The sequence below is a fragment of the Lampropedia puyangensis genome, assembly GCF_004833285.1.
In the GTDB taxonomy this organism is placed as follows: domain Bacteria; phylum Pseudomonadota; class Gammaproteobacteria; order Burkholderiales; family Burkholderiaceae_C; genus Lampropedia; species Lampropedia puyangensis.
Genome location: NZ_STFG01000015.1, coordinates 81,631 through 96,748 on the forward strand (window position 1 = coordinate 81,631; position 15,118 = coordinate 96,748).

Here is a 15,118-nt window from a genome sequence, read left to right on the forward strand (position 1 = left end):
AAAAAAGCCCCGTACGGGGCTTGTTGGGAAAAGGGGCGATGGATGCAACCAAACATTGTTAGTGCTATGTGTGGGTGTTCATCCAATCGGTTTCGAAAAAGCAGCGTGTGCAGATTTTTTAAAGTGCATCGCTGGCAAAGTCTGCCAGGCGAGAGCGCTCACCGCGTGCCAGTGTGATGTGCCCACTGTGCCCCCATCCTTTGAAGCGGTCAACAGCGTAAGTCAGGCCTGATGAGCCTTCGGTCAGGTATGGCGTGTCGATCTGGGCCAGGTTGCCCATGCAGATGATCTTGGTGCCAGGACCTGCACGAGTGATCAGTGTCTTCATTTGCTTGGGTGTGAGGTTCTGTGCTTCATCAATGATGACGTACTTGTTGAGGAAGGTGCGCCCTCGCATGAAGTTCATGCTCTTGATTTTGATGCGGCTTTTGATCAGATCATTGCTGGCAGCGCGCCCCCACTCACCACCTGAGCCGCTGCCTTTGCTGAGAAACTCGAGATTGTCATCAAGAGCCCCCATCCAAGGGCCCATTTTCTCTTCTTCTGTGCCGGGCAGAAATCCGATGTCTTCGCCTACGCTAACGGTGGCGCGTGTCATGATGATTTCGCTGTATCGGCGTTCATCCAGCACTTGCGTTAAACCTGCGGCGAGAGCCATCAAGGTCTTGCCCGTGCCCGCTGTGCCTGTGAGGGTGACAAAGTCAATCTCAGGGTTCATCAGCAGATTGAGTGCGAAATTTTGCTCGCGGTTGCGCGCATTGACGCCCCAGACATTATTTTTGGGGCTGGTATAGTCGCGCAGCGTGCGCAAAACGGCGGTATGGCCTTGCAGCTCTTCAACAATCGTGTAGAGACCCGCTTCACCAGGAGATTCGTAGTACACGAACTGGTTGATCAACAGCGATTGCACTGCTGGTCCATGAATCCGATAGAACGTGTCGCCATGGGCTTGCCAGCTTTCGAGTTTTTTACTTTGCTTGACCCAGAAATTGTCAGGCAAAGCTAGGGCACCGCTGTAAAGCAGCTCGTCATCGTCAAGCGCCTTGTCGTTCTGGTAGTCCTCCGCGGCCATGCCCAGCGCACGGGCTTTCACGCGCATATTGATATCTTTGGAAACCAAAATGACTTCACGGTTGGGAAACTGCTTTTGTAAGGCGTGAACGACACCCAGAATCTGGTTATCGGCTTTGCCTTGTGGCAATGCCTTAGGCAGACCATCGTCGAGTAGCGTGGTCTGGAACAGCAATTTGCCGCTGGCTTGTTTTTGCCCTGTGGCATCAAGGCGCAAGCCGGTACTGAGGTCTGTGTTGTTCAGCGAGACCAGTGCATCAAGGCTGCGACTGACCTGGCGACCATTGCGTGCGACTTCGGTCGTCCCTTTCTTGTGGGCATCGAGCTCTTCGAGGACGATCAATGGCAGATAGATGTCATGCTCTTCAAAGCGAAAGAGGGAGGTTGGGTCATGCAGCAAAACATTGGTGTCCAAGACAAACAAACGTGTAGCTTTACCAGGTTTTGTGCGGCCTAAGGCCGGCTGTTTGTGCGCTGCAGGGCGCTGTGCACTTGGTGCATGTGTTGACGCAGCAGGGGCTGCAGAGACTGGAGCTGCAACTGGTGCCGGCGCGGCCGTTTGCGGCGTACGGGCAGATGTTTCGACCGCTTTTTTGGGCGGGACTGCAGCGGTTGGCTTCGCCGAAGTAGGGGGTGTCAGCAAGGCTGCTTTTGTCGATGCTGAGGGCGTATTTTTCACGCCTAGGGCTTCAGCACTGGCGCTGGTCGCGATCAGTTTTTTGGTGTTGGGCTTTGCGTTGCGGGCTGTATCGCTGCTCGCTTGAACCTTATCACCGCGAGTTTTAGGGGCTGGGGGTAATGGCATGAGAGATCCAATTCAATCGCAAGTCATCAAAGAAGAAAGCCGCCAGCCATCAGTGATGGAGCAGGCGGCTATCAATAAAACGGCGGACCCAAAGCATGGTGCACTTGGACTGCCGTGTACATAAGTACTGGCAGTCTGTCTTAACGGCAGTCGCGAAAAGCTAATGGGGCGCATCGCACCCATTATGCACATGAAACACAAGCTGAAAGGTTTCGCTGAGCCAGTGCTGTTGGCACGAAGATTCTTCAGATTTAGTCTTTAGAACGTGTTCGATCTCTACACAGTCGCGCAAGACTCAAAAAAAAGAGGCAGTGCAAGGCTCTTGCTGCCGCGCATACGTCGGTATGGGCAAAATGGGCTACGCCGCAATGTGTTTATTTGGGGTCTTGCCCTTCAGGTTGGGGCCCAAAAGGCGCGCTGCTGTGTTAAAAATCCTCGTTTGGCAGATAGCACGGCTGCGGTTTTTTCCGCGCATCGCATCCTTTTGGACTCGAGCGGTCTGCTTGGAGATCCTAAACACGCTCTTAGCCCATAGGGGGTGCCTTGGCTTGTTGTCCTAAAGTGTCTTGCGGATTGCGAAGAGAGCATTCTTCCGGGGACAGGCAATCACAGCCTATGCATTGATTAATGCGCCAGCCCTTTGTTGCAGCGTTGTTTGATATGGCCTTTATGGAGTGCATTCATGCTCAGAATTCTCGGTAAATCTTCATCCATCAATGTCAGGAAGGTATTGTGGGCCTGTACGGAGTTGGGCCTTGCATTTGAACAGGAAGATTGGGGGAGCGGCTATGCTGATGTTCAATCCACGTATTTCAAAGCGCTCAACCCTAATGCGATGGTGCCCGTGCTTTTGGATGGTGATTTTGTTTTGTGGGAGTCCAACAGCATTCTTCGCTATTTGGCCAACTGCTATGGTGGGCAGGCGTTGTACCCGCTCGAGGCACAAGCACGGGCTCGTGTCGATCAGTGGTTGGATTGGCAAGCCGCTGATCTCAATCGCGCATGGGGATATGCTTTTATGGGCTTGGTGCGCCAGTCGCCATACCATCAAGATACAGCCCAAATAGCGGCTTCACTGGCTGCTTGGAATGGCTTCATGCGCGTGTTGGAAGGACAGCTCATCCAAACACAGGCTTATGTTGCAGGAGCATCGCTCAGCTTGGCGGATGTGGCCGTCGGGTTGTCGGTGAACCGCTGGCTGGAGACGCCATTTGATCGCCCACAGTTGCCTGCAGTGACAGCTTATTGCGATCGGCTTTCAGACAGAATTGGATTTCAGCGCTATGGCCGTAACGGCTTGCCCTAGAAGCTTCGATCGTGAGCACGTTCCTGGTCGGAGCTCAATAGCACACTGAACTGAAGCGGCGGCTTATGCCGCCGGATGGGTGTCGTTTAGGTCGTTTGTGTAGGACGCTTACAGATCGATGATGACTTTCATGGCCTTTTCATCTGCAGCATGCTTGAACACGTCGTAAGCCTTAGGCAGTTCGCTAAATGGGAAATGGTGCGTGGCCATTTTTTCCATAGGCAACTTGCCTGAACAGCAGGTTTTCATCAGCATGCCGGTGGTGTTGGCATTGACCAAGCCTGTGGTGATCGTTAAGTTCTTGATCCAGAGTTTTTCAAGCGCGAATTCGACGGGTTTTCCGTGCACACCCACATTGGCGAGGTGCCCCCCTTCTTTGACCACGTGCTGGCAGATATTCCAAGTGGCTTCCACCCCGACAGCCTCCATCGCGCAGTCGACGCCACGCCCACCTGTAATCTCCAGAATGCGTTTGACGGCATCTTCCTTGGCGGAGTTAATGGTGTGTGTAGCCCCCAACTCTTTGGCCATAGCAAGGCGATTTTCATCCATGTCGACCACAATGATCTCGCTGGGAGAATAAAGCTGTGCCGTGAGCACGCAGCCCATTCCGACTGGCCCAGCTCCAACAATGGCAATGCTGTCGCCGGGTTTAACATTGCCATATTGCACGCCAATTTCGTGTGCGGTAGGCAGGGCGTCTGACAGCAGCACTGCGACGTCTTCGTTTAACTCTTGCGGCAGCAGATACAGGGATGTATCTGCAAATGGTGTGCGCACGTACTCTGCTTGGGTACCATCAATCATGTAGCCCAGAATCCAGCCGCCTTGGTTGCGGCAGTGTGCATACAGTTGTTTTTGGCAGTTTTCGCATGTGCCACAACGGCTCACGCAAGAGACGATGACTTTGTCACCTTTTTTGAAGTGGCTCACTCCTGAGCCGACTTCTTCCACAATTCCGATGCCTTCATGGCCAAGGATGCGCCCATTGAACGCACCTGTTTTTGCTTGAGTTGTGGCGGCGATTTCCGGATTTTTGCCTTTCCAGATGCCCAAGTCTGTTCCGCAGATGGTGGTTTTGGTCATGCGGATGATGGCATCCGTAGGTTGCTCAATAACAGGCTTATCACGCTCTTCAAAGCGGATGTCGTTTTCGCCGTAATAGACCATGGCTTTCATGCAATCTCCTTGTATAGCCTATGAGAAGTGGTGTCTCTTCAGTGCATGAGAATTGCTCATAAATTGTCAATAACATGCAAGATGAGGCTCAATTCATTCTAGGGTTGCCCCCTTGTTTTAGGGGGTAACAGGAGCAATTTAGTACGGCTTTCAGGAGAGCAAAGCCAGATAGCCATTGGGAGCGTTTTGCGTTATAGAACGAATAGGCTCACCAACCAAATACAGGCGAAACTGGTCAACCCCATCACGATGGTTGCAGAAGTGAAGACGCGCAATGATTCTTTCATCTCAATGTTGGAGAGTTTTGTGACCACCCAGAAATAGGAGTCGTTAGCGTGCGAGGCCACCATGGAGCCTGCGCACATGGCCAGAACCGCAAACATGCGGCCTGCGTCTGAATCCAAACCAAAAGTGGATAAGCTGGGGGCGATGATGGCAGCAGAAGTCAATGCAGCTACGGTGGAGGAGCCTTGTGCTGTTTTGAGCAAGGCGGCAATGATGAAGGGCACCAGCAGGCCAACTGACGCACTACCCAGCGCCTGACCGAGCGCGCTGCCTACACCGGTTTCTTTGATGATGGCACCAAACATACCGCCTGCACCTGTGATGATCAAAATAGGGCCTGCCTTGAGAATGGCTTCCTCAAGAACATGGCTGAAATCGCCTTTCTTACCTCCGTTTTTCGCCAATAGCCACATGGCACACAACATACCTGCTAACAGGGCGATCACAGGGTTCCCCAGAAAATGCAACGGCGCTGCAAAGCCTGTTTTGTAGCCTAAGGTGGTCAGTAAGGTCGATATGGAAATCAAAACCAGCGGCAATACCACTGGGAGCAGTGAAAAGCCAAATGAAGGCAATTGGGCGGTGGAGATAGCCTCTTCTTGTTCCAGTTGTGCTGGTGCATAGTTCTGCCCCTTACACATCCATGCCGACCAAAAGTAAGCAGCCAAAAGTCCAGGAACGGAAAAAGCCACCCCGGCGAGAACCAACCAACCAATGTTGGCGTTCAGAGTGGCCGCTGCGGCCAATGCCCCTGGGTGGGTGGGGACCAAGCAGTGAACCGCAAACAGTGCAGAGCCTAAAATAGATGCAATCAACGGCATCGGCACTTTTGCGTTGGCGCTGATGCTGCGGGCAATACCGCTCAAAATAATGTAGCCCGTATCGCAAAAAATCGTCAGGCCTGGGATAAAGCCTGTCCAGGCCATGGCTGGTTTCGCATTGTGTTTACCAGCCAAATTCAAGATATTGGTTGCAATACTGAGTGCGCCACCGCTTTTTTGCATGCAAACGGCAATCGCGGCACCAAAAATGATAATGAACGAAATATTGCCCAATGTGCTGCCGAAGCCTATTTTCAGTGTATCAATGACTTTGGCTAGCGGCAGATCTGTACCCAACAGGGCCAAGGCAAGTGAGACTGCAAACAGAGATCCAAACACATTGGCCTTGAGTTTGGCGGTGAGGTAAATGATGGCCACAATGCTGAGGACCACCAGCGTGGAGGTAAAGGCAATATTGCTCATGATGAGGGACTTGGTATGAACGGGCAGCATCGGCTGCTGGCGCAAGCGCGGTGCAGTCGCTTGCGTAATATGGCAGCCTTGTTGGACTGCAAGAGGGTGCGAAGAAAGCGTGCGAATTATAGGACTGCGACCTGATGTGTGCAGTCAGCCGGCTGTCGCAGCGTGCGCAGAGTTCCATATAAAAAAAAGGCACCGCCATTTGGTGCCTTTTTTTTAATCAGTGCAGGTGCCCTCATAGGGCCATCCCAACCTGCACTACAGTTTATCCACAGCTTTGTCCACTTGCCGTGTGGAAAGTTCAAGAAGCGACGGGCGAATTGCGGTTGCACCTGTTTGCTCGCCTGATTTCGCTTTGCTGTACAGGGTATTTTCCGCAAGTTGGCGCCACTATTAGCGAATATTGTCTAGGAAGTGGATGTGGCGCTGGTATTGGTCCAGCACATCGTGAATCAGGTCTTCCTCGCTCCAACCCATTACGTCATAGTCTTGGCCGCCTTCGCGAAGAAATACTTCCGCACGGTAGAAGTTGTCATCGTCATTGCGACGGCGACGCGGGTCATCGAGCATAAAGCTTGGCGGGACATAGGGTTGTGGGCGCACAGCATAGAAGAAATCGATTTCTTCACCGTGCCCGACTTGCAGAGTCACTCGGCCATCTTCGCCTTGTTGAACTTGCACTTCCAGGCCGCGCTTATTCAACTCACCGGCTACTTGCGCTAATGCCCCATCTGCCTTGCGGCGCAGGTATAGCAGCACTTCGCGTTTGCGCGGTTGGTGCGTTAGGGAGCGCAGGCGGTTTTTCCAATCTCCACTGGCATTGGGGGCAACGCGTGCATAGCGGATGCTGGTTTGTTTGGCCAAATCCGTACTCATGGCTTTGGCTAAGCCCCAACACATCATGATCATCACAATGGTAAAGGGCAAGGCTGCCGCAATGGTGCCTGCTTGCAGTGCCGTGAGTCCGCCAGCGACCAGCAATGCAATGGCCAGCAAACCAACTAACAGAGCCCAAAAAACACGCTGCCATACGGGCGACTCGTCCTCACCTTTGGATGAGAGCATATCAATGACCAACGCCCCAGAGTCGGCCGAAGTCACAAAGAAAATCACCACCAGCAGCGTAGCAACCAAACAGGTAATGGATGACAGTGGCAGTTGTTGCAGAAATTCAAATAATGCCAAAGAGCTATCGGCAGCCACGGTATCAACCAAGTGGGTGTAGCCTTCGGCAATGACCAGATGCAATGCAGAATTTCCGTAGATCGTCATCCATAGAAAAGTGAAGCCGGTAGGGACCATCAGCACCCCAACGACGAATTCGCGGATAGTGCGCCCACGCGAAATGCGTGCAATAAACATTCCCACAAAAGGGGACCATGCGATCCACCAGCCCCAGTAGAACAAGGTCCATCCGCCAATCCAACCCGGTTTGGGGTCGTATGCGTAGAGGTTGAAGGTCATCGACAAAATACTGGAGATGTACATCCCTGTGTTTTGTACGAAGGTTTGCAGCAGGTACACCGTAGGGCCAGCGATCATCACAAAGGCCAGCAAAGCCACTGCCAACAGCATGTTGATTTCAGACAAGATGCGCACGCCACGGTCTAACCCGGAAACTACAGAGCCAGTTGCGACCAAGGTGATGATGACAATCAAAATTACCTGAACGCTCACCGATGGGGCAATGTCAAACAGGTAACTCAGGCCAGAGTTGATCTGAATCACACCTAATCCCAGCGATGTCGCCAAACCGAAGATTGTGCCTAGCACTGCAAACGTATCGACTGTGTGGCCGATGGGGCCATAAATTCGGTTGCCAATCAACGGGTAAAGTGCTGAACGAATGCGCAGCGGCAAACCGTGCCGATAGGAAAAGTAAGCCAAAGACAACGCCACGACGGCGTAAATGGCCCAGGCATGAATGCCCCAATGGAAGAAGGTGATGCGCATGGCTTGGCGCGCAGCATCCAAAGTCATGCCCTCGTTCACCGGTGGATTGGTGTAGTGCATGATGGGTTCAGCCACACCAAAGAACATCAGACCAATGCCCATGCCTGCAGCAAACAGCATGGCAAACCAGGTTGGGTAGGTGTAATCGGGCTTACTGTGATCAGGCCCCAGTTTGAGCTTGCCAAAACCAGAAAACGCAATGCCGACCACAAAAACCAGAAAGCCCGCGACAGCCAATACAGTGAACCAGCCTGCGTCTAGCGCAACCCAGTTTTTTGCGGCTTGGAAGACGCGCTCACTGGCTGTGGGAAACAAAATGGAACAGGCCACCAACAGCAGTGCTAACCCGGCTGAGGGGTAGAACACCGGCGCAAGAATGAGCGCCTTTGGGGGCTTGGACGAGGTGACTTCTTCTGTCATGCAAACACTCCTTCGTCTTATTTAGAAAAGGCAATTTGCTTGCTTGGACGATTAGGCCAAACACCGCAAAACCCACTGCATGGCTGCTGATGTGGGTTGGCGAGATTGTGAATCTACAGGCTACAGCTTGTGCGTGTGCTGGCAAGCGAGGCGGGAAAACAGTCAGATGATGCTGCTCAATACGCTTGCAGATGAAGGATCCATGCTGGATTCAATACCTTCATTCCTTGGCATGCTGGCTGCGAAACGCATTAGAGAATTGCTTAGTGCCTTCAGAGTAAGGGCGCCAAGCAAAATAATGATTCACACTCTAACAAATCGTATGAAGCGCAAGATTCTAAAAAATGATGGCTTCTGTAAGCATCTGTTGACAAGTATCGCAGTAGTGTATGTGTGTTTGCTGCAGGCAGCTTGCGCCAGGTAGGCGGGATGTGCTAGTTGATGCTGGCAAAAAGCAATTGATGAATGGCCAAGGTATTTTTTCTGCTCAACACTTTGCCCTCATTGCAAGCCAAACTGCGAAAATGCATTGAAATAAAAAGGCAAGCCTTATGGGCTTGCCTGTGGGATGAGTATGGGCGTGCCTTTATTCGGCGTGCTTCTTGCCTTCACGGTGTGGGCCGGGTTTTGGTGCTTCAGCATCAAAAATTTTCTGCTGTGTAGGCGTCAGTTGTGCGTAGAATGCTTGCGTGGCAGCTTCTCTGGTTTGGTGTTCAGCTTGCATTCTTTGATGCATCTGGGTTTTTTGCTTTTCAGTCAGGGCAGGCTTGACCTCTCGTGGCCCATTTGGCCGCTCGGCTGGTTTCATGGCCGATTGGTATTGTTCCCATGCGCCTTGTTGATTGGGCGAGAGGTTCAATTTTTCTTTGAGTTGCGCAATACGTTCTGCATGTGCGGCAGCAGGGTGAGGCGCCGCCGCATTTGCGTCAGATGTTTGTGCTTGCGCTGCCAACGCGCTTAATGCCAATGCAGAAGCAGCAAACCAGGTACGAAGCGATGTAGTCATGATGGATTTCTCCTTAGAAGGTGCAAACAACACACCATGCGTTGTTTGCACGCCAACTACTGTGCACTTGACTTGTTTCTGTCGCGTATGGCGATAAAGGGCTTATCGTAAAGTTGTATGTCGTGCGTATGAGCAGTGTCACCAACCAGTAACAATGCGGAGGGGCACGCAAAAACAAAACCCCATGGCTGCAACAGCGATGGGGCTTTCGAGCTATGGGTGGCTTGGCATAACCAAACGCACCATAGAGAAGGGAGTTATTGATTGGCGATGTGCAAGTGTGCAGCACGGGCTTCTTGAATGAAATCGATCAACGCTTGAATCATGGTGGTTCTCACAAGAGATGCCGTTTTGAAGCAAGTTTTGGTGCGCATCTCGTACACCGTACTTACTAGGGTTTATTGCTAGGTGTTAACCCTATGATGCGAGTATATCGCATAAATTGATTGTTTGCCTATTGCGACTTATGCGGAACGTAAATAAGGGTTTGCCCTTGATGTTTAGGTGGCCGATGTTTTCGTTGCGCGAACTTGTTCCGGGGTGATGCAGAATCGGCACATTGCTGGCGATACATGCATGGGATACATGTGGAAAAACATCCATTCAGGCGATTTATTTGCCGACAACGTATTGGATACGCTTGCTATGGTGGCCTTTGAAGAATGTGTTTAGGAGATCAATCGGATGAAAAAATGGACAGCGATGGCTGCCTTGGCTTTAGGCGCAAGTTTGGGTACCAGCACAGTGATGGCTGCAAATGAGGAGCAGGCAGAGATGGCGGCTGGTTTGATCCAGATGGCAGCGAGCATGAATGAAATCGCCATTGAATGTAAACACCTCAGCGCGGCAGAAGTGGGCGAGGCCAAGACTCAACAAAAACTAGCCGCTGTGCGTGATATGCAGCTCTCAGCTGAGCAGTACGACAAAATGTATTTTGCAGCGCAGGCAGATTTCAAGAAGCAGTGGTCGGCGATGCCTGCAGCCAACAAAAAGCAGACCTGCGATCAGATGAAATCTATCCCCAAGTCCCCACAGTTCAACTGACCGATAGTGGGCAGACCTCAAGAGCAGCCAGCCTGAAGCCTGTTCGGACTAGGGCGCCGCCTCCGGCGAGGGGACCGTTGAGTCCGATTGCGTTGCAGGCTTTTTTTGAATGCAACGGCATTGAAGCAATTGAGCCCGGAGTCAGTCCTTACCATTGTTTTCAAGACCACATCAATAATCTAGCCTGTTTGCGCGGGCCCGGAGAGGTGATTTTATAAACGGCCTCTTAAGCGGCTACGCAACAGGCGACTGCGCGCATCCAGACCTACGAATTGCACCGTGCTTTGCTGTGCGCGGTAGTTGCGGCTCACGGTTTCCAATGCAGCGACGGTTGTGGCATCCCAGATCTGCGCTGCAGATAAATCAATACGCACGGCTTGACCGTGGTCTGCGGCATAGTCAAACTGTTCTGCCAGTGCATGGCTACTGGCAAAAAACAGTGGTCCAGAGATGGTGTAGCGAACGGTCGTATGCGGTGCCTCTGGTGCATGCCGGTGCACGTGCGTGGCGTTGGCCACGCGCCGTGCAAACAGCATCAATGCGATGACGGTGCCAACACCTACGCCCAGCGCGAGATTTTCTGTCCAGACTGTGATCACAATCGTGACGAGCATCACCAAGGTTTCTGGTATCGGCATGCGTTGCCATGTGCGTGGCGCGAGGCTGCGCCAGTGCACAGTTTTGATAGCCACCACGACCATAACAGCTGCCAAACTGGCCATGGGAATCAAGGCCAGCAAGCCGCTGAGCACTGACACCAACAGCAGCATCGTCAATGCCGCAGCCAAAGTGGATAAGCGCGTGCGCGCACCACCAATGTCGATGTTTACCACCGTTTGCCCAATCATTGCGCAGCCAGCCACGCCACCGTAAGCGCCTGCCGCCATATTCGAGACGCCCAGCGCCCAGGATTCGCGATTTTTGTTCGAGTCAGTGGCCGTTTTTTCATCAACCAGCTGAGCAGTCAATAGCGTTTCGAGCAACCCCACAAAAGCAATGCTGAGCGCAGTAGGCAAGATGATGGAGAGCGTTTGCCAATTGAAAGGCACATTCCATTGGGTAAAGCCCAGTAAGCCGGGCGCCATATTGCCGCTATCAGCTACTGTAGGGACTTGCCAGCCCAATAACCACACCAAGGCCATCGCAGTGGCAATGGCCACCAAAGGCGAAGGGACAGCCGTTGTCCATTTTGGAAGTAGCCATGTGAGCAGTATGGCGGCAGCAAACACGATGATGACGGTATTGCTTTGGTGCAATACATGCGGCACTTGAGCCATGAAAATCAAAATGCCCAAGGCATTCACAAAGCCCAGCATGACAGAGCGCGGTACGTAACGCACCAAACTGGTTAAACGCGACAAGCCAAACAATACCTGAATGACACCGGCCAGAAGCACGGCAGGGAAAATGTAATCAACCCCGTGTGCGCGCGTCATTGGCCCAATGACCAGTGCGACTGAGCCTGCTGCCGCTGTCACCATCGCCGGGCGGCCGCCCAAGACAGACATCAGAATCCCCAATGTGATGGAAGCATACAAAGCCGCCTTCGGATCTACGCCGGAAATCACGGAAAAGGAAATTACCTCTGGTACCAAAGCCAAAGCTGTGACCACGCCGGCCAGTAGCTCTCGCCAATACAACCGCCACGAAGCCTGTTGGGTTACTGCTGCAGTGCGGTTGTTGCCAGTCGCGCTCATTTCAAACCAATCTTTTCAATCCAAAGAGGGCGGCATTGTCACCGATTTGGCGACTCGCAATGGCGCTGGTGTGCGCATCGCACTATGGCACTGGCGTCATCAACGTTTGTGTGCTTTGTTGCGAGAGGTGATTCTCAGCCGCCTGAATCCGCTTTAGAAACATCAGGCTGTGTCACAGCTATGGGCTAATCGCGAGTGCAATGTTGAGGTGCATGGTCAGCCCTGAAGACGGGAAGCGCGGTGTGGTCTAAGTTCCCTGTTGCTGCGCAGCAGCAGCGCGCAACTTGTCTTTTTTGCTCATACGCTTGCCTTTGATACCGCCATTGTTGCCATCCTCATATGCGGTGCGCTCTGGCGCTTGTTCGGTGATGGGGTACGTCGCTAGCGTTTCCAGTGTGATATCCAGCTGATTGCGTTTGACAATCAAATTCCAATGCGCCTGCGTGCTGGGGGTTACCAGACTGATGGCCATCCCACTCAAGCCCGCACGACCGGTGCGCCCCACGCGGTGGGTGTAGTCGTCAGGTGAGCGTGGCAGGTCGTAATTCACGACTAGGGGCAACTCGTCAATATGAATGCCGCGGGAGGCCAAATCGGTGGCCACCAATACTTGGCACTGCTTGGCCTTGAATGCTTGTAGCACTGATTGGCGGGCACCTTGGCTCAGCTCACCATGCAGTGCTGCAGCTTTTATTTGTTTTGCACCTAATTTGTGGGCGATGTGCTCGGCGCTGTAGCGGCTGGCCACAAAGACCAGAATGCGCTGACCGGGGTGCTGCTGAATCAGCTCACGCAACACGCTGGTGCGTTTGGCTGTATCTACGTATATGGCGCGCTGGGCAATCGTCGCATCTTGCTGGTGGGTGTTTGCTACTTCAATCGTCTGGTGTGGCTCATGCAGCAAAGCGGGTGCCAGCGCTTGCACAGCGGGCGCAAACGTGGCCGACAGTAGCAGGGTTTGGCGCTGTTCTTTGTGCGGCAGCAAGGCCAGCACCTGCTCCAGCTCATCGGCAAAGCCCAAATCCATTAGGCGGTCGGCTTCGTCCATGACCAGAGTTTGAATCGTGTTCAGCTTGAGCTGGCTGTGGGCCACTACATCCAATAAACGCCCTGGCGTGGCAATTACCCAATCGACGCCACCGCGCAAAGCCATCAATTGCGGGTTGATCGATACACCACCCGTTAACACCGCCACCTTGGGCCTGCGGCCCATGGCTTCACCGACCAAGTAAACCAACTCGGCTACCTGAGCCGCCAGCTCACGCGTGGGCACCAGAATCAGCGCATGGGTTTTCCGCGTGCCTTCAGCCGAATGGCTTTGGGCCCAGTTGTGCAGCAACGGCAAGACATACGATGCCGTTTTGCCCGAGCCCGTTGGCGCGCAGATGCGTATATCTAGCCCCTCCACAATGGCCGCAATAGCCTGTGATTGAACGGGAGTAGGGGCAAACAAACCTTGGGAGGCCGCTGCATGAACCAGCGCCGGGGCTAGGCCAAGGGAAGAAAAAGACATGGATGAACGATTCGGTGAGAAGGGGCAGGTATTGTCGTGTGTATGGCGAAGTGTTGCACCCATAAATGCCATATCTTTGGAAAAGTGTAAGGCGGCATCTCTCTTGCAGTGTTGGAGAGGGCAAGTTCAGAGCCTTTTGCTCGCCAATAATTTAAGGACGGATCCGCAAAGAGGCACTGAGCTGGCTGATCGCGCATTCTCTTTTTTTTGGGGCTGAGGTTAATGGGCTGGGTGTCTCATATCAAAAACAACATCTGCGCAAAAAATATGCAGTTGTTTGTATAAAGTGAATCGTCTTAATGTAATTTTTTGATACTATTTAATACTAATATTTGTTTTTTGCAATAAAAAGACAATTGTATGGGGCTGCATTCAATCTGACATCCCGACCCACTTACTGCTCAAGGAGGAAAAATTGTGACTATCGGACCATTTGCTTCTATTAATCATCAGCTTGCCGGCGTTCGCGCTGCTGGTGCTTTGTTGCTTGCTTCATGCAGCTTTGCTACGCCATCGGCTTTTGCGCAGGACGCATTTGATTGCACAGCTTCCACCAATCAACTACTTGTCTATTGCAATGATTTCGAAGCGCGTGTAGGCGGTTACACCCCAAGTCCTGTTTACCGTGATATGTCACCTGATCCGATTGCTACGGCATACGGCGGAACAGAAGATAAAGATGCTGCTGCAACTGTCAATGGTGTAACAGGCCCAGCGTTTATTGCACAAAGCTGGACGGTGGAAACATTGTTGCTAAACGAAGACAACTACAGCACCAGTAACGCCAGTAATAAGTACAGCATTGGCATTCAGCAAAATGAAGGCTCTCCTGCAGGCGCAGATTCCACTGGGGGGGATCTGGTTGCCTTCACTTTTGATGCCATTAACCCGGATACAGGGGACATTGCTCCCTTTGTTGAGTTACAGGTAGATTTTGCACCTGCGTTCCTGACAAATTTTGACGGCACAGATTTTCGGACTGCGTGGCCTTGGGGAGAGGCGCCGCGCATGAAAATCAGTCTATTTGATGGGCAACTGACTACAGATCCGGGCGGTGCGGCTGTTGCACATCCCGATCTCGATCCTGCTGCAGTTTCTGGTACACCTGCGCCTTTGAGCAGTCAAATAATCACAGGCGGCACACCGGTGGCTGCAGTTGCTCCAATCACCAGCCCGGTAATGGTTGACTTCCGTAGAAGCACTGTTCGCTTAAGTACCGCAGGCATTACCGACCCGAATGGCACGGTGACCCTGCTGATGGATGTGCTGGCAGACAGCACCGCGCCTGTTGACCCTAACATGGCGGGTGTTAATTTTCCTAGAAAATACGCTACTTTTGATAACCTGAAGATCTCTGTTGTGAAGGCTATCGCACCTCCCGCATCATCTCCTGTGGCGGTGCCCACCATGGACATTGGCGGGTTGGGCCTATTGAGCACACTTGCTGCGGTTGTTGGCGCGGCATGTTTGCGACGTCGCTCGAAGAACATGGGCTAATGCTCCTAAATCAAAAAGGTCCACGCTTGGACCCTTTTGATTAGGCGCGATACAGTTGTTGCTAGGTGTCAATTCCCTGACGATTATTAGGTTTGAATTTG

Annotated in this window: 10 protein-coding genes; 3 read left to right on the plus strand and 7 right to left on the minus strand. The window is 52.5% G+C overall.

Annotation, left to right across the window (positions count from 1 at the left end; all coding sequences use genetic code 11):
- Positions 1 to 118: 118 nt before the first annotated feature.
- The gene (locus tag E9531_RS12880; protein WP_136574178.1) at positions 119 to 1,876 is read right to left on the minus strand and encodes a PhoH family protein; all 1,758 of its coding nucleotides are present in this window, start codon (positions 1,874 to 1,876) and stop codon (positions 119 to 121) included.
- 682 nt (positions 1,877 to 2,558) lie between these two features.
- Between E9531_RS12880 and E9531_RS12885 the strand changes: the two genes are divergently transcribed.
- The gene (locus E9531_RS12885) at positions 2,559 to 3,182 is read left to right on the plus strand and encodes a glutathione S-transferase family protein (RefSeq protein ID WP_136574179.1); all 624 of its coding nucleotides are present in this window, start codon (positions 2,559 to 2,561) and stop codon (positions 3,180 to 3,182) included.
- 108 nt (positions 3,183 to 3,290) lie between these two features.
- On the opposite strand, the gene E9531_RS12890 is transcribed toward E9531_RS12885, so the two are convergent.
- The 4 genes from E9531_RS12890 to E9531_RS12905 form a co-directional block, all read right to left on the minus strand.
- The gene (locus E9531_RS12890; RefSeq protein ID WP_136574180.1) at positions 3,291 to 4,361 is read right to left on the minus strand and encodes a zinc-dependent alcohol dehydrogenase family protein; all 1,071 of its coding nucleotides are present in this window, start codon (positions 4,359 to 4,361) and stop codon (positions 3,291 to 3,293) included.
- Positions 4,362 to 4,552: 191 nt separating this feature from the next.
- Positions 4,553 to 5,890 (minus strand): GntP family permease, encoded by a 1,338-nt coding sequence (locus E9531_RS12895; protein ID WP_158291782.1) that lies wholly within the window; start codon positions 5,888 to 5,890, stop codon positions 4,553 to 4,555.
- A gap of 390 nt (positions 5,891 to 6,280) precedes the next feature.
- Entirely contained in the window at positions 6,281 to 8,260 is a 1,980-nt protein-coding gene (locus E9531_RS12900) for a BCCT family transporter (RefSeq protein WP_136574182.1), read from the minus strand.
- Positions 8,261 to 8,846: 586 nt separating this feature from the next.
- Entirely contained in the window at positions 8,847 to 9,266 is a 420-nt protein-coding gene (locus tag E9531_RS12905; RefSeq protein ID WP_136574183.1) for a Spy/CpxP family protein refolding chaperone, read from the minus strand.
- A gap of 684 nt (positions 9,267 to 9,950) precedes the next feature.
- Between E9531_RS12905 and E9531_RS12910 the strand changes: the two genes are divergently transcribed.
- Positions 9,951 to 10,310: a hypothetical protein gene (locus tag E9531_RS12910; protein WP_136574184.1), complete on the plus strand. Its 360-nt coding sequence runs from the start codon at positions 9,951 to 9,953 to the stop codon at positions 10,308 to 10,310.
- Between the two features lie 212 nt (positions 10,311 to 10,522).
- On the opposite strand, the gene E9531_RS12915 is transcribed toward E9531_RS12910, so the two are convergent.
- Complete coding sequence (locus E9531_RS12915) at positions 10,523 to 12,007, minus strand: SulP family inorganic anion transporter (RefSeq protein WP_136574185.1); 1,485 nt, start codon at positions 12,005 to 12,007, stop codon at positions 10,523 to 10,525.
- Between the two features lie 247 nt (positions 12,008 to 12,254).
- Entirely contained in the window at positions 12,255 to 13,520 is a 1,266-nt protein-coding gene (locus E9531_RS12920; RefSeq protein ID WP_136574186.1) for a DEAD/DEAH box helicase, read from the minus strand.
- Between the two features lie 417 nt (positions 13,521 to 13,937).
- On the opposite strand from E9531_RS12920, the gene E9531_RS12925 reads away from it, so the two are divergent.
- Complete coding sequence (locus E9531_RS12925) at positions 13,938 to 15,017, plus strand: IPTL-CTERM sorting domain-containing protein (protein WP_136574187.1); 1,080 nt, start codon at positions 13,938 to 13,940, stop codon at positions 15,015 to 15,017.
- The last annotated feature ends 101 nt before the right edge of the window (positions 15,018 to 15,118 follow it).